Here is a 21,017-nt window from a genome sequence, read left to right on the forward strand (position 1 = left end):
GGCCCTCACTCCGGAAGCCGGGCGTTGGGGTCACCGCGGCTTCTTGTAGCCCGAAATCAGGACCACCGGGTTGGCCGCCTCCAAACGGGCGGCGCCGTCGGGCAGTTCCGCCAGCCGGGCAGCCGACAGTTGCACTCCGTCGAGCTCGTAGTCCGCCGCGCGCAGCGCGTCGCGGGTGGGCGCGACCCGATCCAGCGCCGCCAGCGCCACCACGATGCGGGTGGCTCCCGCGTGCGCGCACGCGGTGACGACCTCGGTGCCGCCGCCACCGACGAAGATCGCGTCGGGCCTGGGCAGGTTGCGCAGCGCTTGCGGCGCGGCCCCCTCCTCGATCCGCACATCCACGCCGTGGCTGGCCGCGTTGGTGATCAGCCGCACCACCTGCGCCTCGTCGGACTCGACCGCGATCGTCGCCGCGCCCATCCGGGCGCATTCCACCGCGACCGAACCGGAGCCCGCGCCGACGTCCCAGACCAGCGTGCCCGGCCGGGGCGCGAGCTTGGCCAGCGCCACCGCCCGCACCTCCGCCTTGGTGATCATGCCGTCTCGGTGCGAGAACTCGTCCTCGGACAGCGCCCAACCGCTGGCCGGGGGCACCGGCTCGCCACCGGCGATCCAGCCGCGGTGCGGCACGTCGTCGAGTTCCGCCAGGCACAGCACGATGTTCGGCTCGTGCCAGCTGCGCTTCGCCGCCTCGGCCGGTTCGACGGTGACCACCGACTCGTTCGGCCCGCCGAGGTCCTCGGCGACGATCATGGTGCGCCGCCAACCTTCCAGCCCGGAGCCGATCTGGGCCGGGCCCGCCTTCGGCGCGGTCAGCACCACCACGGCCGGTCGCGCCCGGCAGACGTTGATCGCCTGGGTGAGGTCGCGGCCGTGCGCGCTGACCACCACCACGTCGTCCCAGGAGCGGCCGACGCGCGCCATCAGCTGCTGCACGCTGGAGGTCGAGGGCAGCACCGTGCACCGGATGCCGCGTTCGCGCAGCGCGCGGACCGCGCCGAAGAAGCCGGGATCGCCGGAGGCCAGCACCACGCCGCACTCCTCGCCGGACAGCGCGGACAGCGCGTTGAGCGCGGGTTCCAGCGGCCCCAGTTCGAGCTTGCGCGCGTGCTCCGGCGCATGGGCTTCGAGGTGCCGCTTGCCGCCCACCACGAGCCGCGCCGCCTCCAGCACTTCGGCGCTGCCCTTCGGCAGGTCGCCACCATCGACCCCGATCACCGTGACTGCCACTTCACCCACCTCGCCTCGGTGGCCGCCACCACGTGTTCGCCCTGGAAGTCCACCATCGCGACCCGAACACGCAGCCGACGGCCGCATTCCTCGCTGAACCGCTCCAATACTGCTGCCACCTGCTCGCACAGCCGGTGCGCACACGCCGTGAGCAGCCCACTGCGCTGCCAGAGTTCGTAGGCCCGGCGGGCGGTCGCGGCCTGTGCGATCTCGGCGACCTGCGCCGGGTCCCCGCCGAACTCGGCGGTCAGCCGGCCGAGCAGCGCGGTGTCCACTTTGGATCTCGTGTAGTGCGTCATCACGACGCCGGAGGCCAGCTTGGTCAGCTTCCCGATCATGCCGATGAACACGACCTCGTCCAACCCGTGTTCGACAGCGCGCCGCAGGGCCGCACCGGTGAAGTCGCCGACCTCGATGAACGCCACCTCGGGTTCGTCCGGCAGCAGCCGCATCGCGGCCTTCTCGGTGCGTCCGCCGGTGGACAGCACCGCGACCCGGCCGCCCTGCGCGGCGAGCACGGATACTGCCTGCTCGACGCTGGACCGCCACGACGCGGTGGAGAACGGCCGCACGATGCCGGTGGTGCCGAGGATCGAGATGCCGCCGAAGATGCCCAACCGCCGGTTGGTGGTCTTGTAGGCCATCTTCTCGCCGCCGGGCACGGTGATCGTGACATCCGCGCCGCGCTCGCCGAGCGCTTCGCGCACCGCGGTGGTGATCATCTCGCGGGGCACCGGGTTGATGGCCGGACCGCCCACCTCCAGGCCGAGGCCCGGCTTGGTCACGACGCCGACCCCCTCGCCGCCGTGCAGCACGACCTCGCCGTCCTCGCGGGCGGTGACCGCGACGGTCAGCCGCGCGCCGTGCGTGACGTCGGGATCGTCGCCCGCGTCCTTGACGACGACGGCCGTCGCGGGCTCGACCCACCCGGAATCCACCTGGAAGCGGCGGTACCGGCCATCCGGGAACGGAATGTCCACTGTGGCCGGGAGCAGTCCGGTGGCCAACAGCTCGGCGGCCGCCCTTGCCGCCGCGGCCGAGCACGCGCCGGTGGTGAACCCGGTGCGCAGCGCCTTGGGCCGGACCTTCGCGGTGCGCGGCAGATCCGGCTCGCGCAACGGCGGCTGCGCCTCGTTACTCGCCCTGCTCATCCGGCTTCGCCGCGGACTTGCGCTTCGCGGTCGGCTTCGCCTTCGGGGCTGCCGCCCGCTTCGCCGTTGACTTCGTCGCCGCCGTGTTCTTGGCCCGCTTCGCGGGAGCCGCCTTCGCGGTGGCTCGGGCGGTCGTGGTGCGCGCCGCCGAGGTCCGCCTCGGCTTCGCCTCCTCGACGCTCTCCTCGACCGGAGGCTGAGCGGTGCTTTCGGCCGCCTCATCCGGGCGAGAATCCGGTTCAACCGCCGCGACGGCACCTTCGGGGCGGGAGTCGCCCGGAACCGGCATCGCGTCGTCGGCGAACAGCTGCGACTGCGCCGCGTCGACCCTGCGGACTGGGATCGAGCGGTTCGCCGTGTTCCGCGTCGCTGCTCGCGCGCTCTCCTGCCAGTCGCGCACCGCCCACCAGGCGACGTCGGAATCACGCAACTGGGCGCCTTCTCCCGAGTCGTCGGTGCGGGGGTTGCCGATCCGACGGCGCGGGATGGTCGGCCGCTCGGCCCGCAACGCGCGGCGCGCGGCCGGGTCGGCACGGCGGTAGGTGTGGAAGTGCCCGGCGTGGTACAGGTGCGAGCGGGTGCCGCCGCTGTTGAGCCCCTTGCCGACGATGAACAGCGTGTGCCGCCACAACTTGTGCTTCTTGACGGTCTTCTCCAGTTCGGCGAGCGTGGTGCGCAGCAGCAGTTCGTCGGGCCAGGTGACCTTGTAGGCCACCAGGACCGGGGTGTCGTCGGGGTAGCCGCCAGCACGCAGTTCCTCGACGAGCTGACCGGTGCGCGCGGCGGAGAGGAACAGCGCCATCGTGGTGCCGTGCTTGGCGAACTCGCGCACCTTCTCACCTTCGGGCATCGGCGTCTTGCCACCCTCCAGCCGGGTCAGCACCAGCGACTGGGCGACCTCCGGCACGGTGAGCTCCCGCCCGACGGCGGCCGCAGCCGCCGAGAACGCTGGAACGCCGGGCACGATCTCGACTTCCAGGTTCATCCGCGCGCACGCGTCGTACTGCTCCTGGACCGCGCCCCACAGCGACGGGTCGCCGGAGTGCACGCGGGCGACCTTGAGCTTGTCCCGTTCGGCCCGCCGGTAGATCTCCAGTGCCTGCTCGTGGGTCAGCCGGGAGGAGTCGACCAGTTCGGCGTCGCTGCGCGCGTGTTCCTGGATGCATTCCGGGGCGACCAGGCTCGCGGCCCACACCACGACATCGGCTTCGGCGATGCGCCGGGCGCCGCGGACCGTGATCAGGTCGGCCGCGCCGGGTCCGGCACCGATGAACGAAATCCGGCCAGTCACCATTGCTCTCCTCTTCCGCCACGGCGTGGCAGCACCACCACAGTGGACAAGTAGGGCGCATCGTCCACTTCAGACACATCGGACAGTGGCAACACCCGCGCGTCCGGCGTGCCCAGGTGCTCGGCGTAGACCGAGCGCTCCAGGGCTCCGCTTTCGACGATCGCGTCGCGCAGCTCGCCGAGCCGCCGACCACCTTTGTAGGCAACGACCGTACCGCGTGCGCGCAACGCCTCCCGCAGCACCGTCACGTCCCGCATCGCGGGTATCACGGTCAGTGATTCCGCACCTTCGACCAGCGCTATCCCGGCCTGCGCGGCAGTCGCCTGCATGGCGGTGATCCCCGGCACGGTGGCCAGTTCAACCTCGGGCAACAACTCGACAACGGTTGCCGCGAGATAGCTGAAGGTCGAATAGACCGCGGGATCTCCGAGCGTGGCGAAAACCACGCTGCCACCGTCCTCGCGCAACCGCTTCGCAACCACTTCGGCGGCGTCGTCCCAGTGCCTGCGCCGCCGGTCCTGCGGGCCGTCGACCGGATCGGCCAAGGCGAACACCAGTCGCCGCACGCGCTCGTCGTCCCCCAGGTGCGCTCGGACGACGGCTTCCGCGCGGCCCTGCTCATCAGCGGACAGCACCGGCACGAACACCGTGCCAGCCGCACGGATCTCGCGCAGTGCGGCCAAAGTCAGCATCTCCGGATCGCCGGGGCCGACCCCGACACCGACGAGTCTCATCACGCGCACCTCGCCACGAACCGTTCGACCGCGCCGGGTTGACCGGCCGGATGGGTGTGCAGGTAGGAGGCGTGCACGCCGCCTTCGACATATCCCTCGGCGCGGTGCCCGCCACCATCGCCGCGCCAGTGCCACGCGGGCTGCAGCCCCTGCTCGGGTGCCAAGACGGTGCGGTGGAATTCGTGCCCGCGCACGCGTGCTCCTGCCGCGAAGAGGACTGAATCGGCGGCGGACACGGCGTCGCGGTAACCGAGCGTCAGCCGCGGCGCCATCTCCGCCCGCGCCTTGAGCACGCCGCACAACGGGTGCCCGTCCAGTTCCTCGGCCAGGTACAGCAGTCCGCCGCACTCCGCGTGGATCGGCGCTCCACGGCTGGCCAACGCCGTGATCTCCTTGCACAGCGCGGAATTCGCGGACAGCTCGGCGACGTGCTGTTCGGGGAAGCCGCCCGGCAGCACCAGCCCGGCGGTGCGTTCCGGCAGCCGCTCGTCGCGCAACGGGTCGAGCACCGCGACTTCGGCACCGGCCGCTTCGAGCAATTCGACGTGCTCCGCGTAGGCGAAGGTGAACGCGCGCCCGCCCGCCACCGCGACGACCGGGTTCGCCTGCGGCTCGACCTCGTCGCGCGGATCCCAGACCGGACCGGGCAGTTCGGGAGCCGAGCCGGCGAGTCGGACGACCGCGTCGAGATCGACCGACCGGGCGACGATGTCAGCCATCCTGTCGACGGCACGAGTGGCCTCGTCGCCGTGCTCGGCGGCGGTGACGAGACCGAGGTGCCGGGATGGCACGGCGAGGTCGTCGGTGCGCGGGATGACGCCGAGAACCGGAAGGCCCGCGTGTTCCGCCGCGTCGCGGAGCACCTGCTCGTGCCGCTGGGAACCGACCCGGTTGAGGATCACGCCGCTGACCCGGATTTCCGGACGGTAGCTGCGAAAACCGTGCAGCAGTGCGGCGAGGCTGTGGCTTTGCCCGGTGGCGTCGACGACCAGCAGCACCGGTGCGTGCAGCAGCTGCGCGACATGCGCGGTGGATCCGAAGGCGATCTCACCGCCGGGTCCGATGCGCCCGTCGAACAGCCCCATCACACCTTCCACAATGGCCAGATCGGCGCCCGTGGCGCCGTGCCGGAACAGCGCGGCGACGCGTTCTTCGCCGACCAGCACGGGATCGAGGTTGCGGGCCGGGCGGCCAGCGGCGAGCCGGTGGTAGCCGGGGTCGATGTAGTCCGGGCCGACCTTGCCGGGCGCGACGGCGGTCCCCCGGCGCCGCAGCGCGCCGAGCAGCCCGGTCACCACAGTCGTCTTCCCCTGCCCGGACGCGGGCGCCGCGACGATCAACCGCGGGTACCCGATCGGGTGCGCAGTGAAGGGCACCTTTGACCGACTATGCCGGTCGAAGGTGCCCTTCACTCCGGGATCACCCGTTACCACTCGATGCCCTTTTGGCCTTTTTGGCCGGTGTCCATTGGGTGTTTGATCTTGGTGGTTTGCATGACCAGGTCGGCGGCGTTGATCAGTGGTTGTGGGGCGTGGCGGCCGGTGATCACGACGTGCTGGTGTCCTGGGCGGTTGCGCAGGGTTTCGACGACTTCCTCGACGTCTACCCAGCCCCAGTGCAGGGGGTAGCTGAACTCGTCCAGCACGTAGAGGCCGTGGCGCTGTTCGCCGATCCGGCGGGCGATCTCCCGCCAGCCCTCCAGGGCCGCGGCGGCGTGGTCGTCCTCGGTGCCCTTCTTGCGGGCCCACGACCAGCCCTCGCCCATCTTGTGCCACTCGACCGGGCCACCCTCGCCGGTCTCGTCGTGCAGCCGCCCCAAGGCGCGGAACGCCGCCTCCTCGCCGACCCGCCACTTGGCGGACTTGACGAACTGGAACACGCCGATCGACCAACCCTGGTTCCAGCCGCGCAGCGCCAGCCCGAACGCCGCGGTCGACTTGCCCTTCATCTCGCCGGTGTGCACCACGACCAGCGGTCGGTTGCGGCGCTGGCGGGTGGTCAGGCCGTCTTCCGGCACTGTCGACGGCTGTCCTTGAGGCATGTCCCGACCCTAACCAACGCCCTCGTGAGCAGCGGTGGCCGTCCTTGCGACCGGTTCCGCTACCCGCACCTCCACGCAAACCACCTCTGAAACAGTCTTCCGGACGCTGAGGGTGGTCAACTTCACTGCGGGCTGGATCGGTGCGGTCGGCGAACATAGACGGGCGTCCCAATTCCACTGGAGCCGCCTGATGCCGACCAGACCACCGCTGCTGCTGTCCTTCGCCACGCTGATCTCCAACTTCGACCGCTTCGCGGTCACACCGATGCTGGTGCTGATCGCGCTCGGCCTGCACGTGCCGCTGGCCGCCGTGGTAACCGCCGCCAGCGGCTACTTCCTCGCCTACGGCCTTTCCCAGCCGCTGTGGGGACTGCTGTCGGACCGCTACGGCCGCCTGCCGGTCATGCGCGGCACGCTGATCGGCGCGGCGGTGGCGGGCCTCGTGTCCGCGCTGGCGCCGAACCTGCCGGTGCTGATCGCGGCCCGGGTGATCGCCGGTGCCTGCATGGGCGCTGTCGTTCCCGCGTCGCTGACCTACGTTGGCGACACGGTGCCGCAGCAACACCGCCAAGGGGCGCTGTCGGACCTGATGGCGGCCTCAGCACTGGGTACCGGCCTGGCGACCGCGGTCGGCGGACTCCTGGCGGGTCTGGTGGACTGGCGTTCGGTTTTCGCGCTTCCGGCGATCTGCGCCGCGGGGTGCGCGGTCCTGCTCCGCAGGCTGTCGGAGCCGGAGCGCGCCCAGGCCGAAGGCGTGCGCAAGAACCTGATGGCGGTGTTGACCAACCGTTGGGCGTTGCTGGTCTTCGGGTTGGTCTTCGTCGAGGGCGCCGTGCTGCTGGGCACCATGACCTTCCTCGCCACCGCCCTGGTGCACGAAGGCGTCGATGTCGTCGTGGCCGGTTTTGCCACCGCTACCTACGGCATCGGGGTGTGGGTGTCGTCCCGGCTGGTCAAGACGCTGGGGCGGTCGCTGGCGGTCTGGCAGCTGATCGCGATCGGCGGCACCGCGATGTCGCTCGGCTACCTGGTCGTGACCGCCGACGCCAACATCGTGACGGTGGTGATCACGGCACTGCTGCTCGGCGGCGGCTGGTCGTTCATGCACTCGTCGTTGCAGACCTGGGTCACCTCAGTGGCGCCGGAGGCCAGGGGCACGGCCGTGGCGCTGTTCGCCTCGGCGCTGTTCCTCGGTAGCGCGATCGCCTCGGCGGCCGCCGGTCCGTTCGCCGAGCGCGGCTCGTTCACGCTGGTGTTCGGCGTCGCCGCGGGCGTTGCGGTGCCCCTGGTGATCGCGGCTGCCGTCTGCCGCCACCGGTACCAGCGCCGCACCCTGGTAGCTGGATGATGCGTGCCGACCCGCCAGGCCAATCCACTGTGGACGATCATCTGGAAGCCCAGTCGGGGCCATTGCGTGACACGCGTCCTGGAAAACCGTCTTCCGCTGGTCAACTGGTGCAAGAACGGCGGGGGACGGCGGCTTGGAAACCCGAAAAAGAGCCCCCGCACTCAACCGGCCTGGGGGTCGCTGGGAGCGCGGGGGCACTTTGGAAGTCCACCCCTGGGGGTCAGGTGGACGGCAGTCACCGTACCAATCAGTAGGCTGGTTCTGTACTCGCAACGTCCGATCTCGTAACCAAAACGAAATCAAGCGGCGCGCGGCCGATCGGCCTGGACAGCGCGTACCACTCCGGCCACGTTGTCCGCCGAGAGCTCCGCCAAACGCAGGCAGGGACCGCCCAGTGCGGCGGCCAGCCGGACGGCCAACCCGAGCCGAACCGGACCATCTTCGCAATCCACCACAACAGACGCCACGTTCGTTTCAGCGAGCAGCCCCGCCGACCGCAGTGCGTCGTCGACCGCACGCTGCGCCCGAAGCCGTCCGACGACTTCGGAATCCACCGGAACAGTGGCCTTTCCATCGGTCAGCAGCACCACCAACGCCCGACGCTGCGGATCCCGCACCCGCTCGCGTTGCACCACTCGACGCACCCGCAACAGCCCGTCGGCGAGCGGTGTGCGACCGCCGGTGCGCAGCTGGCGCATCCGCGCAACAGCAATGTCCACAGAGGACGTAGGCGGCAACGCGAGCTCCGCGGAGTCACCGCGGAAGGTGATCACGCCGACCTTGTCGCGCCGCTGGTACGCATCGCGCAGCAGGGACACCACCGCGCCGCTGACCGCCGACATCCGCTGGCGGGCGGCCATCGACCCGGACGCGTCCACCGCGAACAGCACCAGGTTCCCCTCGCGCCCTTCCCGCACGGCCCGCCGCAGGTCATCCCGCCGCAGCAGCAAGCCGGGACCGCTGCGCCCACGCGCGATCTGCCGCGGAGCCGCCGCGGCCAAGGTGGCCGACAGGTGCACACCATGACCATCCACAGTGGACGAACGCGTCACCCGGCCGCTACGCGTCCGGGACCGCGACCGCCGTCCCGGCGTGCCCTCGCCGAGCCCCGACACCTCCAGCAACCGCGCCCGGAACGCGGGCGCTGGCGCGCCCGCTGGACGCTCCGCGGGCGCGCGGCCGTCGCTGCGTTCCTCCGCGCCGTCCGATCCTCCGGAAGGCTCCGTCGGCCCCTCCGGCGGCGCACCGCCGCCATCCGGGCCCTCCGGAGGCTCGTCGTCCCCGTCGTCGGCGTGCTCCGCCGCCTCCGCCAGGGCCTGTTGCAGCTGGTCTTCGGCCATGCCGGGCTCGTCGAACGGGTCGCGGCGGCGCCGGTGCGGTAGGGCGAGCCGGGCGGCCGCTTCGACATCCGATTCGGCGACCGCGTCCGCACCGCGCCATGCGGCATGTGCAACGGCAGTGCGCGCCAACACCAGGTCCGCGCGCATGCCGTCGACGTCGAATGCCGCGCACAGCGCGGAAATCCGGCGCAGTTCGGCGTCCGGCAGGAGCACCGAGCCGACCCGGCTGCTCGCGGCCGAGATCCGCGCTGCCAGTTCGGCGTCGGCCTCGGCCCATCGCGCGGCGAACCCGGCCGGATCCGCTTCGAAGGCCAACCGCCGCCGCACCACCTCTGTCCTGGTCCCGACCTCGCGGGACGCCGCGACGTGCACGGTGAGCCCGAACCGGTCGAGCAGTTGCGGCCGCAGCTCGCCCTCCTCCGGATTCATGGTGCCCACCAACAGGAACGACGCCGCGTGCGACACCGAGACGCCCTCCCGCTCGACGTGCGCGCGCCCCATCGCCGCCGCGTCCAGCAGCAGGTCCACGAGGTGGTCGTGCAGCAGGTTCACCTCGTCGACGTAGAGCACCCCGCGGTGCGCGGCGGCGAGCAGGCCCGGTTGGAAGGCGCGGACTCCTTCGGTCAAGGCGCGTTCCAGGTCCAGCGAGCCGATCAGGCGGTCCTCGGTCGCGCCTACCGGGAGTTCGACGAGCTGAGCGGGCCGTTGCGTCGCGGCGGAGTCGTGCGGGCCATCCGGGCACTGCGGGTCGGGATCACGAGGCGCACACCCGAAACGGCAGTCCGCCACCACTTCCAGCGGTGGCAGCAGCGACGCCAGAGCACGCACCACGGTCGATTTCGCGGTGCCCTTCTCCCCTCGGACCAGCACCCCGCCGATACGCGGGTGCACGGCGTTGAGCAGCAGCGCGAGCCGGAGGTCGTCGTGGCCCACGACGGCGGAGAAGGGGAAGCGCGGGGCAGCGGTCATGCCTGGAGTTCCTTCCTCGGGGTTCGGACGCCCCGGTGGCGGGAACAAGGGGCCGCAGTGTCCTGACTCCCGGATCACCGCTGTCCTCCGGCCTTCCCAGGTCACCCCGGTGGCTCGCGGGGGAGGACAGCTCCCCGGTCACAGTGGCGCCGACCGTGCCGGATTCCCACCGGCTTCCTGGCGCACCCCTTGCGTTCGGATCAACGTGCATCGTCGCAGAACACGATCAGCGGACCAACCGGCCGGCACGTGATTAAGCCCCCGTTCCGGAAGGCGCTCCGCGCATGCGGGCCCTGGAGCCGCTTCGGGCGGAGTTGCCGATTTAGCGCGAAATCGGCCCGCGCACAAGGGTCGACGCGGCTCGCGGCGCATGTCGATGTGCGGGATGCCGTCTTCCAGGTATTCGTCGCCGTCTTCGACGAAGCCGAAGGTGCGGTAGAAATCAGCCGCGTAGGTCTGCGCGGCGAGCACGACCGGCGAATGCTGCACTTCCGCGACGGCGGCGCGCATCAGCTTGCGGGCCAGCCCCAGCCCGCGCGCACCCTTCGCGGTGCAGACCCGGCCGATCCGGTAGGTGCCGTCGGGGTCCTCCAGCAGCCGCAGGTAACCCAGCACGTAGCCGTCGGCCGAGTCGATCCAGAAGTGCCGGGTGGTCTCCTCCAGGTCGCGACCGTCCAGCTCCGGGTACGGACACTCCTGCTCGACCACGAACACGTCGACGCGCAGACGCAGCATCCGGTAGAAGTCACCGGCATCCAGGTCTGCCGTGTAAGCGCGGTGGACAGCGGTCGCGAGCGGCTGAAGGGTCACTCTTCCCTGGATACCACAGCCGCGCCGCAAAACCCGCACTCACCAGCACCGGAAGTAGTCAACACCACTCCGGACGGCCACCGGCTACCGCTGCGCCGACAATTCCGCGACGTAACTGGCCAGCCGGGTGTAGACGCCCGGGGTGCCGGGACGACCGCAGCCGGTGCCGTAGGAGACCACGCCGATCAGGCGGCCGTCGGCGACGATCGGCCCCCCGGAGTCCCCTGCGCAGGCGTCGCTACCGCCTTCCGGGACTCCGGCGCAGAACATGCTCCGGGCGTCGAAGTTCGGGTAGGCCGCCCGGCAGGCGTCGTCGGTGTTGATCGGGACGTCCACCGAGCGCAGCGTGTCCGAGGGCGGCCCCGATTCGCTCGTCTTGCCCCAGCCGAAGACCCGAGCCACCGTGCCCGGCTGGTAGGGCGCGGTCTCGTCCGGACCGACCGTGGCCAGCGGGCGCTGCGGCATCGGCGTTCGCAGGGTCAGGACCGCGATGTCGTCGCCGTGCACGTAGTCCTGGTAGTCGGGGTGGGTCCAGATCCGCTCGACCTCGCCGATCACACCTTGGTCGGTGCGCAGGTCGGTGCGCCCCGCGATCGTGCGAACTTCCGCCGGGTTGCGCTGCCCGCCGGTGATCGGATCCACGGTGCAATGCGCGGCCGTGATGACCTTGACCGGGCTGACCAGGGTGCCGCCGCAGAACTGGCGACCGTGGTGATCGGCCAGGGCCACCACCCAGGGTGCGTCATCCGTGGTGGCGTCCGAACCGCCGAGCACCCGTGCTTCGGGCTGTCCTTCGGCACTCGCCGCCACCGGGTGCATCCCGGCCAGCGCCGTCACGGCGCTGGTGACGACCAGTCGCAACAGCGCACCACCGCGAGTCGCTCCGGTCCTGCGATCACTGCCACGCCCCACGTCGCGCCTCCACCTGTATCGGATCTTGCCGACGGCACACCGTAGTCACCCGGATCCAGGAACATCACGAGGCACAACTCACACCAAAGCAGGAAAAAATTTCGTTAAGATGGATTTCAACGGGAAATCTTGCAGAGTAGGTCGCGTTCGGCAACCACTCATCCTTCCCGATCTGAGGCGGACCCGGAGCGCACACAGCGCCCGGGTCAACGACCTGCCCTGAACAGGTGACAGATCTACCCCTGATCAAGTGATCACTGCCGCGTGCCGTCGCGAAGGAGGATTGCTGTGCCCTTGGACCTGACGCCGTTGCCCGCCTTCCTGTTGGCCAGCACGGTGGTCATCCTCACCCCCGGCGTGGACACCTTCCTGCTGCTGCGCGCCTCGCTGACCGCCGGTCGCCGGGCCGGGTTGTGCGCGCTGGCCGGGATCCACACCGCGAGCATCGTGCAGGTGGCACTGGTGATCTCCGGGCTCGGCGCGCTGATCACCAGCCAACCGGCCGTGCTGTCCACGTTGAAGTGGATCGGCGCCGCCTACCTGGGCTACCTCGCCGCGACGATCCTGCGCGGGCTGTGGCTGACCAGGAAGGAATCCGCCGAGGGCGCGCTCACGACGCCCTCTGCCGACCCGGCGAACCCCTACCTGCGCGGGCTGTTGAGCAACCTCACGAACCCGAAGATGCTGCTGTTCAGCCTGGCTTTCCTGCCGCAGTTCGTTGGCACAGCGGCACGACCGGCCCTGCAACTGGTGCTGCTCGGCGCGGTCTTCCTGGTGCTCGCCGCGCTCTGGGAACTCACGATCGTGCTCGGTGCGGCCCGCATCGCCGACCGGCTACAGCACCCCCGCGTCGCGAAGTCGCTGGACGTGATCAGCGCGTCGGCGCTGCTGACCATCTCGGTCGGCCTGGTCGCGAGCTGACACCGCGACGCAGGTCAGCAGCGCCAGCCCGACCAGCACCACCAGCAGCACCGGTGCCGCGACGAAGTTCGCCAGCAGGCTGAACGCGAACGGGGCGCAGAAGCCGACGTAGGCGACCGACCAGAACACCGCGGTCAGCCGGGCCAAAGTGGACGGTGCCGCGATGCGGCCGACCACGGTCAGGCAGAACGTCGCGCAGAACCCGTAACCGGTGCCGAGCAGGAGATCGGCGAACAGCGCCAACCCCGGCTGCGCCCACCACACCGCGATGGCCGCCAACGCGAGCCCGGCGGCCATCGCGAGCAGCCCGACGACGGCCGGTGCCCGCTCACCGCGCCGCGCGACCCGCCGCGCCAGCGGCTGGACGACCGCCCCGAAACCCGGCGTGATCAGCGTCGCGACCCCCGCGTAGACGATCTCGAATCCGGGCAGATCCGCAGTGACCAGACCGGGCAGCACACCGAAGGCCACTGTCGGCCTGACGAAAACCCACGGCGCGACCGGCACCACCAACTGCCGGAACCGCGGATCCCGAATGCCGCTGCCACGCGGCCCGCGCGCAACCTCACGCGGTCGCGTCTCCGGGCACGCCCGCGCGAGCGCCAGGCCCGCGACGCACAGCACCAGATGCGGAAAGTAGGCGTTGACCAGCGGATTCGGCCCCCATTGCGCGATCAGGGCGGAAACCAGGCCGCTCACGCTGAACCCGATCGACAGCAGCACCCCGGCCCGGCGAGCGCCCACGCCGTCCTCGGCCGCGGTGCCGAACGGCGGGTGCGACAGATCGCGGACCCACGCGCTGCCCGCGGCCAGGACCGCGCCCGTGCTCACCCCGCTCAGCAGTCGGCCCACCGCCAACCAAGGCGCGGCGATCACCCCTGCCATCAGCGCGGCTGTTCCCGCCGCGCTGATCACGATGGCGCCGAAGACGACGGGCCGCCGACCGCGCTGATCGGCCAGCGGTCCACCCAGCAGCAGACCGGGCAGCAGCCCGACCACGTAGAGCGCGAACATCCCGGTGGCCGTCCGTTCGGACAGCCCGAGTTCGGCCTGGTACGCCCCGAGCAGCGAGGAAAACTGGTTCGCGCCCCACCCCGCCGCGGTCAGCAGGAACGCCGCCGATAACCACTTGTTCCGCACTGCGTCGTTGTATGCCGGGTGATCTCCTCGCGGCACCAGCCGTTCAGAACTCGTGAACGCGGGCCGTGATTTTCGCCTCGCACCACACCAACCGCGCTTCCGCATCGCGGAACCGAATCCCGCATTCGGCTGAAACCTAGTACGGTATGCCCGGTTTCGCGCTCCCAATCTCAGGCATCTGCGGAAACGCGCGCCACGCCCGCCTTGGCAGGTGTTCGTAGGCTGCGGGTATGGATCTGCGGCGGTTGGCGTCCTTCCTCGCAGTGGCCGAGGAAGGCCACTTCGGGCGCGCCGCCGAACGCCTGTACCGGTCACCGGCTTCGGTCACGGCGCACATCAAGCAGCTGGAGCGCGAACTCGGCACCCGGCTGTTCGATCGCGCCCCTGTCCGGCTCACCCCGGCCGGTGAGCGGTTGGTCCGGCACGCGCGATCACTGCTGGCCGCGGCCGATGCCGCGATCGCGGACGTCGCCGACGTCGGTGCCGCGACCACGCTGCGAGTCGGGATCATGGGCCACGGCTCCGCCGAACTCACCCCCGCGACGGTGCGGGCATTTCAGCGCGCACACCCGGAAATCCCGGTCGAACTCGTCGCGCTGGACTTCACCGAACACGTGTCCGCGCTGGTTCAGCACCGGGTCGACGCGGCCTTCGTGCGGCCCGCCCCGGACGACGACCGGATCACCGTGGAGGTGCTGACCACCGAGCGGCGGATCGTGGTGGTCCCCGCGTCGTGGGAACTCGCCGATGCCCCGGCGGTGCGGCTGGCGGACATCCTCGAACTGCCCTACATCCGCGTCCCGGAGCACACCCCGCGCCAGTTCACCGACTACCTGTACTTCGCCGGAGCACGCGGCGGACTCTCGCCACGTCGCAGCCGTGATCACGGCGTCACCCCGCACGAAGTCCTCGCCGCCGCGGCCGCCGGGCACGGCGCGGGCTCCGCGCTGGAATCCTTCCAGCGCTACTACTCCTGGCCGGGCACGGTGTGCGTACCGGTGCTGGACGCGCCTTGGGAGCACAGCGTGCTGGCCACCCGAGCGGGCGATCGGAACCCGGCAGTGCGCATGTTCCGCTCGCTGGCCACCCGACTGGCCCGGGAACTCGGCCCGCAGTTTCGGCTGGCACCCGCATGACACGGCCGGGGCGCTCCAGCAGCGCCCCGGCCGTTGCGGTTCGGCAAGCTTCAGGACCCCAGTTGTGCCTGGACATCGTCGTGGTACGTGGACACCCTCGTGTAGATGCCCGGCGCGTTCGGCCGGGCGCAGCCGTTGCCGGTGGAGACGATCCCGACCAGCTTGTTCTCGACCACCAGCGGTCCGCCGGAATCACCCTGGCAGCTGTCCACACCGCCTTGCGGGAATCCGGCGCACACCATCGCATCCGCCTTGTACTGCGGATACGCCTTCTGGCACTCCTGATCGCTGACCAGCGGCACCTCGGCCTTCTGCAAGATGTCCGATGCCTGGCCCCCTTCGGCAGTGGCACCCCAACCGAGCACCGTGGAGGTCTTCCCGGCCTGGTACAGCGCACCGTCGTCCTTGGACGCCACCGCCAGCGGCTCCTGCGGCAGTTGCTGGTCCAGGGTCAACACGGCGACATCAGCGCCGCTGTTGGCGTTCTGGTAGGCCGGGTGCACCCAGATGCCGGTCACCTTGGCGATCTTGCCGTCGGTGGCCTGCTTGCTCTCCCGCCCGGCGACGACCTGGACCGCCTCCGGCTTCTCCCCGTTGACGCAGTGGGCGGCGGTGACGATCTTGTTCGCCTTGCCGATCGTGCCCCCGCAGAACTGGTTGCCCTGGCTGTCGGTCAGGTACACCACCCACGGGTGTTCGGCGATCTTGGCTGGCTGGCCACCCACGATGGGCGGCGCCTTGGTCTCCGACGAGTCGGGGTCCGCAGCGTTCGCCGTCGTGGTCAGCAGGCCCGACGACAGGGTCGCCGCCGCCAGCAGTCCGGCCATCGACCACATCCGGCGCCGTGTGTCCGCCATCTCGTTGCCTCCTCCCCCGGAGCCATCCGGCACGCCGTAGTTCGACCCGCCGCCTCCGGCTCGTCCAAAGTGTCCCTGAGAAAGAGGATCACAACCCGTTTTCAGATACACCTGGACCAATCAGCGCAACCCGATCGGGTGGAATAACAGCACATTTACCACCCGATCGGCCTACCTGGAGTGTCCAAACAGGACTTCCGTGCCGATGAGTGGAGCTACTGGTGGGAACAGGTACTTCCACGCATGCGGCGGGTCAGTCCTCCAACTGGCCTTCCAGCTCCAGGTAGACCGCGCGCAGATCGTCGAGGGTGGCCTGGTCGGGGTCGGCCCACAGGCCGCGGTCGGCTGCTTCCAGCAGTCGCTCGGTCATGCCGCGCAACGCCCACGGATTGGACTGGCGCAGGAACTGCTGCACCTGGTCGTCGAACACGTAGGACTCGGCCAGCTTCGCGTACATCCAGTCGTCGACCACGCCAGCGGTGGCATCGAAGCCGAACAGGTAGTCCACTGTGGCCGCCAGTTCGAACGCGCCCTTGTAACCGTGCCGCTGCATTGCCGAGATCCACTTCGGGTTGACCACGCGGGCCCGGAAGACGCGCTTGGTCTCCTCACCCAACGTCCGGGTCTTGACCGCGTGCGGCACTGCCGAGTCGCCGACGTAGGCGGCCGGGTTCTGCCCGGCCAGGGCCCGCACCATCGCGACCATGCCGCCGTGGTACTGGAAGTAGTCGTCGGAATCGGCGATGTCGTGCTCGCGGGTGTCGACGTTCTTCGCCGCGACCTGGATGCGGCGGAACGCCGACTCCATGTCGGTGCGCGCCGCCCGGCCGTCCAGCCCGCGCCCGTAGGCGTAGCCGCCCCAGGTCGCGTACACCTCGGCGAGATCGGCGTCGCTGCGCCAGTTCCGGGCGTCGATCAGCGGCAGCAGACCCGCGCCGTAGGCGCCCGGTTTGGAACCGAAGATGCGCGTGGAGGCACGCCGGTCGTCGCCGTGCTCGCCCAGGTCGGCGCGGTAGTGCGCGGCGACGTAGTTGTCCTCGTCGGGCTCGTCCAACGCGGCCACGGTCCGCACCGCGTCGTCGATCAGCGCCACCACGTGCGGGAAGGCGTCGCGGAAGAAACCGGAGATGCGGACCACCACGTCGATGCGCGGGCGGCCCAACTCCGCCACCGGCACCACCTCGAAGCCGGTCACCCGACGCGAGGCGTCGTCCCACACCGGGCGGCAGCCCAGCAGCCACAGCACCTCGCCGAGGTCGTCGCCCTGGGTGCGCATCGCGGAGGTGCCCCACACCGTCAGCCCGACCGACCTCGGGTAGTCGCCGGTGTCCGCGCGGTGCCGCGCCAGCAGCGACTCGGCCAGCGCCGAGCCGACCTCGAAGGCGTTGCGGGACGGGATGGCCTTCGGGTCAACCGAGTAGAAGTTGCGGCCGGTGGGCAGCACCGAGATCAGCCCGCGGGTCGGCGACCCGGACGGACCGGCCGGGACGAAGCCACCGTCCAGCGCGTGCACGAGGTGCTCGACCTCCTCGGTGGTCCGAGCCAGCCGGGGCACGACCTCGGCGCAGGCGAAACGCAGCACCCGCACCACCGGGTCCACCGCGGCACCGAACACCTCGGCGACCACGGCCTGGGCTTGCCCGGCCTGCCACCCCGACTCGGCCAGCGCGGTGATCAGCTTGCGCGCCAAGGATTCCAGCAGGTCGACCGCATCCGATGCGGACGCGGCCGGGCCCTCGACGAGCTGCGTCAACGTGCTCGGCACGGCCACCTTGGCGCCCGGCTCGGCCAGCAACGCCTGCTCATCTAGTCCGAAGTGGACGGACAGGGCGGCGCGCAGGCCGGGCAGCGCGCCGACGGTTCCGCCGAAGACCTGCCGGGCGCGCAGGATCGCGAGCACGTCGTTGACCAGCTCGTCGTCCTGCGGCGCGCGGCCCAGGATGTGCAGGCCGTCGCGGATCTGCACATCCTTGATCTCGCACAGGTAGCCATCGACGTGCAGCACGAAGTCGTCGAAGGAAGCCGCGTCCGGCTGGTCCTCCTGGTGCAGGTCGTGGTGCAGCTCGGCGGAAGTGACCAGCTCCCAGATCTGGCTGCGCAGCGTGGGTTTCTTGTCCGGGTCGAGGTCGGCGACGATGGCGTACTCGTCGAGCAACTGCTCCAGCTTGGCGATGTCGCCGTAGGTGTCCGCGCGGGCCATCGGCGGGATCATGTGGTCGACCACCACGGCGTGCCCCCGGCGCTTGGCCTGGGTGCCCTCGCCGGGATCGTTGACGATGAACGGGTAGATCAGCGGGAGCTCGCCCAGCACCGCGTCCGGGGCGCAGTCGGCGGCCAGCCCCAGGCCCTTGCCCGGCAGCCATTCCAGGGTGCCGTGCTTGCCCAGGTGGATCACCGCGTGCGCGCCGAACTCCTCGGCCAACCACCGGTAGGCGGCCAGGTACTGGTGCGACGGCGGCAGGTCCGGATCGTGGTAGATCGCGATCGGGTTCTCCCCGAAGCCGCGCGGCGGCTGGATCATCAGCACCACGTTGCCGAAGCGCAGCGCCGCGACGTACATCGAGCCCTCGTCATCGACGTAGAGGCTGCCCGGCGGCTCGCCCCAATGCTCGGTCATCGCCGCCCGCAACGATTCCGGCAGCGCGTCGAACCATTCGCGGTAGCGCGTGGCGGGCACGGTGATCGCTGCCTGGGACATCTGGTCCTCGGTCAGCCACTCGACGTCATGTCCGCCTGCCGCGATCAGCCGGTGGATCAGGCGGTCACCGTCCAAACCCGACACATCCAGTCCGCCGAGGTCGTAGCCAATGGCCGCCAGCTCGCGCAGCAGCACGACCGCCGATGCTGGCGTGTCCAGACCGACGGCGTTGCCGACGCGGGAATGCTTGGTCGGATAGGACGAGAGGACCACGCCGAGCCGCTTGTCCTCGTTGCCGACGTGGCGCAGCCGGGCCAGTGACACCGCCGTGCCCGCGACGCGGCGCGCTCGCTCCGGATCGGCGACGTAGACCGGGATGCCGTCCGGACCGTTTTCCTTGAAGGAGAACGGAACGCTGATCAGCCGACCGTCGAACTCCGGGACCGCGACCTGCATCGCCGCGTCCATCGGCGACAGCGCCGCGTCGCTCGCCTCCCACACCGCACGGCTGGTGGTCAGGCACAGGCCCTGCAGCACGGGGATGTCGAGTTCGGCCAGCGCACCGGCGTCCCAGGAGTCCTCATCGCCACCCGCGCTCGCCTCCGCCGCGACCGCTCCGCCCGCCGCCAGCACTGTCGCCACCAGGGCATCGCAGTCGCTGAGCAGCGCGCGCAGACCGGCCGCGTCCGACAACCCGCGCAGCGAACCGCAGAACACCGGGACGGCGTTGGCACCAGCGCTTTCCACCTGGTCGGCGAGGGAATCCACGAACGCGGTGTTGCCCGCCAGGGCGTGGGCGCGGTAGAAGACGATGCCCACCGTCGGCCGGGACGGGTCGTGCGGGCGAACACCGTGGCGGCCGAACTCCGGCGTCTTCTCCGGCGCGGCGAAGCCCTCCCCGGTCAGCAGCACCGTGTCGGAGAGGAATCGGGCCAGTTGGGCGAGGTTGCCCGGACCACCTTCGACGAGGTAGGCCAACGCCTGCGTGGTGACGCCGGTGGGCACAGTGGACAGTGCCATCAGCTCGGCGTCCGGGGTGGCCTCGCCACCGAGCGCGACCGTCGGGATTCCGGCGGCCAGCACCGCGTCCAGGCCCTCCGACCAGGCCCGACGGCCGCCGAGCAGGCGGACCACTACGACGTCCACGCCGGTGAGCAGCTGCGGAACCTCTTCGGCGGCGACGCGGGCGGGGTTGGCGACCCGGTAGTCGGCGTCGGCGGCTCGGGCGGCCAGCAGATCGGTGTCCGCCGTGGACAGCAGCAGGACTCGGGTCGTTTCGCGGGCAGGCTCGCTCACGGTCGTCCTCTCTCGGGGTGCGCGCCCCGGTGGGGTCACGGCGGCAGGAGTGTCCTGGCTCCCGGATCACCGCAGGTCCCCGCCTTCCCACCCGAGCCGCCATCGCGGTCTGGGCAGTGGCTGGTTGGGGGCTGCTCCCCGGTCACAGTGGCGCGACCGCCCCGGATTCGCACCGGGTTCCTCCGCGACACCGCCGTCTGGCTCACGGCCATCCTAACGACAACCCGCCGCGCCCGAACTGTCGTGAGCGGCAATGGTCGTCATAACAGCCGCAACCACTCACGAAAGTCAGTAGCCCACCGCGCGGTCGACCACGCCCAGCAACGGCTCGCCTGCCAGCCGACGGCGGACGTTCTCCTCGACGCGCCGAGCCAGGGCCGGGATCAGCAACGACTTCGGGTTCGCCGAGTGCGGCGAAATGAGTGCCCGTGGGTGCTGGAACAGCGGATGTCCCTCCGGCAGCGGCTCCGGGTCCGTGACGTCCAGCGCCGCACCTCCGATGCGCTCCGCGTCCAGCGCCGCCACCAGCGCGTCGGTGTCGACCAGCGATCCGCGCGCGACGTTGATCAACCACGCGTCGGCCCGCATCCGGGACAGCGCATCGGCATCGATCAGCTTCGCGGTCTCGGCGGTCGCTGGCGCGGCGAGCACGACGAAGTCCGACTCGGCGAGCAGCTGGCGCACCCCGGCGATGTCGTCGGCCGCCCAGGTCCAGGCCGCTGCGTCCACCGGTTTGCCGGACCGGTTGACCGCGAGCACCCGAACCCCGAAGGGCCGCAGCAGCTCGATCAACGCCCGCCCGATGCCACCTGCACCGATGATCCCCACCGTGGCGCCGAACAGGCCGCGCATGCCCTCCGGATGCGCCCAGCGCTCGGCCCGCGCCATCACGTTCAGCCGTCGCGCTCCGGCCAGCATCAGGCCGAGCGTGTGCTCGGCGACGGTCTGGGCGTAGGTACCCGCAGCCGAGGTGAAGGTGATGCCGTCGCGCAATGCGCCAGCGGCCACCCACGACTCGATACCGGCCGAGGGAAGTTGCACCCACTCCAGGCCGGGGTGGTCGAACTCGGCGAACTGCGCGGGCTTGCCGCCGTACCAGACCAGCGCGGTGGACTCGGCGACCGGGCTCAGCTCGGCCCCCGCCGCGACGACGGCCGCCGCCAGCTCGGGCGGTGCGACCGGACCAATGTGGACCTTCAC

Annotated in this window: 15 protein-coding genes, 1 pseudogene and 2 riboswitches; of the genes and pseudogenes, 3 read left to right on the plus strand and 13 right to left on the minus strand. The window is 70.8% G+C overall.

From position 1 onward, the window contains the following. Positions 1 to 30: 30 nt before the first annotated feature. The 6 genes from cbiE to cobO are packed head-to-tail and all read right to left on the minus strand — an operon-like array spanning position 31 to position 6,450. A complete protein-coding gene (gene cbiE, locus MOQ72_RS16965) occupies positions 31 to 1,233 on the minus strand; it encodes a precorrin-6y C5,15-methyltransferase (decarboxylating) subunit CbiE (protein ID WP_242184663.1) in 1,203 nt (400 codons plus the stop codon). After that, positions 1,218 to 2,384 (minus strand): cobalt-precorrin-5B (C(1))-methyltransferase, encoded by a 1,167-nt coding sequence (locus MOQ72_RS16970; protein ID WP_242184664.1) that lies wholly within the window; start codon positions 2,382 to 2,384, stop codon positions 1,218 to 1,220. Before MOQ72_RS16970 ends, cbiE begins: the two co-directional genes overlap by 16 nt. After that, a complete protein-coding gene (gene cobM, locus MOQ72_RS16975) occupies positions 2,368 to 3,678 on the minus strand; it encodes a precorrin-4 C(11)-methyltransferase (protein WP_242184665.1) in 1,311 nt (436 codons plus the stop codon). Before cobM ends, MOQ72_RS16970 begins: the two co-directional genes overlap by 17 nt. Next, complete coding sequence (gene cobI / locus MOQ72_RS16980) at positions 3,672 to 4,409, minus strand: precorrin-2 C(20)-methyltransferase (RefSeq protein ID WP_242184666.1); 738 nt, start codon at positions 4,407 to 4,409, stop codon at positions 3,672 to 3,674. The genes cobM and cobI overlap by 7 nt, the downstream gene beginning before the upstream one ends. Continuing rightward, positions 4,409 to 5,785 carry a cobyrinic acid a,c-diamide synthase CobB gene (locus MOQ72_RS16985; protein WP_242184668.1) on the minus strand — a complete coding sequence of 459 codons (1,377 nt, stop codon included), beginning with the start codon at positions 5,783 to 5,785 and terminating at the stop codon, positions 4,409 to 4,411. Before MOQ72_RS16985 ends, cobI begins: the two co-directional genes overlap by 1 nt. 50 nt (positions 5,786 to 5,835) lie before the next feature. Beyond that, positions 5,836 to 6,450 (minus strand): cob(I)yrinic acid a,c-diamide adenosyltransferase, encoded by a 615-nt coding sequence (gene cobO, locus MOQ72_RS16990; protein WP_242184670.1) that lies wholly within the window; start codon positions 6,448 to 6,450, stop codon positions 5,836 to 5,838. A 190-nt stretch (positions 6,451 to 6,640) separates the two neighbouring features. On the opposite strand from cobO, the gene MOQ72_RS16995 reads away from it, so the two are divergent. Next, positions 6,641 to 7,798, plus strand: a complete 1,158-nt coding sequence (locus MOQ72_RS16995; RefSeq protein WP_242184671.1) for an MFS transporter — start codon at positions 6,641 to 6,643, stop codon at positions 7,796 to 7,798. A gap of 299 nt (positions 7,799 to 8,097) precedes the next feature. On the opposite strand, the gene MOQ72_RS17000 is transcribed toward MOQ72_RS16995, so the two are convergent. The 3 genes and pseudogenes from MOQ72_RS17000 to MOQ72_RS17010 form a co-directional block, all read right to left on the minus strand. Next, a complete protein-coding gene (locus tag MOQ72_RS17000) occupies positions 8,098 to 10,107 on the minus strand; it encodes a putative cobaltochelatase (RefSeq protein WP_242184672.1) in 2,010 nt (669 codons plus the stop codon). 55 nt (positions 10,108 to 10,162) lie between these two features. After that, positions 10,163 to 10,287, minus strand: a riboswitch (cobalamin riboswitch). A 174-nt stretch (positions 10,288 to 10,461) separates the two neighbouring features. After that, positions 10,462 to 10,842: pseudogene (locus tag MOQ72_RS17005) on the minus strand (GNAT family N-acetyltransferase); the annotation flags it as partial. A gap of 159 nt (positions 10,843 to 11,001) precedes the next feature. Continuing rightward, positions 11,002 to 11,829 carry a S1 family peptidase gene (locus tag MOQ72_RS17010; RefSeq protein ID WP_242184673.1) on the minus strand — a complete coding sequence of 276 codons (828 nt, stop codon included), beginning with the start codon at positions 11,827 to 11,829 and terminating at the stop codon, positions 11,002 to 11,004. A 288-nt stretch (positions 11,830 to 12,117) separates the two neighbouring features. On the opposite strand from MOQ72_RS17010, the gene MOQ72_RS17015 reads away from it, so the two are divergent. Continuing rightward, entirely contained in the window at positions 12,118 to 12,750 is a 633-nt protein-coding gene (locus MOQ72_RS17015; RefSeq protein ID WP_242184674.1) for a LysE family translocator, read from the plus strand. On the opposite strand, the gene MOQ72_RS17020 is transcribed toward MOQ72_RS17015, so the two are convergent. After that, positions 12,664 to 13,890, minus strand: a complete 1,227-nt coding sequence (locus tag MOQ72_RS17020) for an MFS transporter (protein ID WP_242184675.1) — start codon at positions 13,888 to 13,890, stop codon at positions 12,664 to 12,666. The two genes, MOQ72_RS17015 and MOQ72_RS17020, sit on opposite strands and share 87 nt — an antisense overlap. A gap of 230 nt (positions 13,891 to 14,120) precedes the next feature. On the opposite strand from MOQ72_RS17020, the gene MOQ72_RS17025 reads away from it, so the two are divergent. After that, positions 14,121 to 15,026: a LysR family transcriptional regulator gene (locus MOQ72_RS17025; RefSeq protein ID WP_242184676.1), complete on the plus strand. Its 906-nt coding sequence runs from the start codon at positions 14,121 to 14,123 to the stop codon at positions 15,024 to 15,026. Between the two features lie 50 nt (positions 15,027 to 15,076). On the opposite strand, the gene MOQ72_RS17030 is transcribed toward MOQ72_RS17025, so the two are convergent. The 3 genes from MOQ72_RS17030 to MOQ72_RS17040 form a co-directional block, all read right to left on the minus strand. After that, the gene (locus tag MOQ72_RS17030) at positions 15,077 to 15,883 is read right to left on the minus strand and encodes a S1 family peptidase (RefSeq protein ID WP_242184677.1); all 807 of its coding nucleotides are present in this window, start codon (positions 15,881 to 15,883) and stop codon (positions 15,077 to 15,079) included. A 253-nt stretch (positions 15,884 to 16,136) separates the two neighbouring features. Then, complete coding sequence (gene cobN / locus MOQ72_RS17035; RefSeq protein ID WP_242184678.1) at positions 16,137 to 19,817, minus strand: cobaltochelatase subunit CobN; 3,681 nt, start codon at positions 19,815 to 19,817, stop codon at positions 16,137 to 16,139. 48 nt (positions 19,818 to 19,865) lie between these two features. Beyond that, positions 19,866 to 19,999: riboswitch (cobalamin riboswitch) on the minus strand. Between the two features lie 106 nt (positions 20,000 to 20,105). Then, on the minus strand, positions 20,106 to 21,017 hold the full coding sequence (locus tag MOQ72_RS17040; protein ID WP_242184680.1) for an NAD(P)-dependent oxidoreductase: 912 nt from the start codon (positions 21,015 to 21,017) through the stop codon (positions 20,106 to 20,108).

The organism is Saccharopolyspora soli (assembly GCF_022678645.1).
GTDB classification, from domain to species: domain Bacteria; phylum Actinomycetota; class Actinomycetes; order Mycobacteriales; family Pseudonocardiaceae; genus Saccharopolyspora; species Saccharopolyspora soli.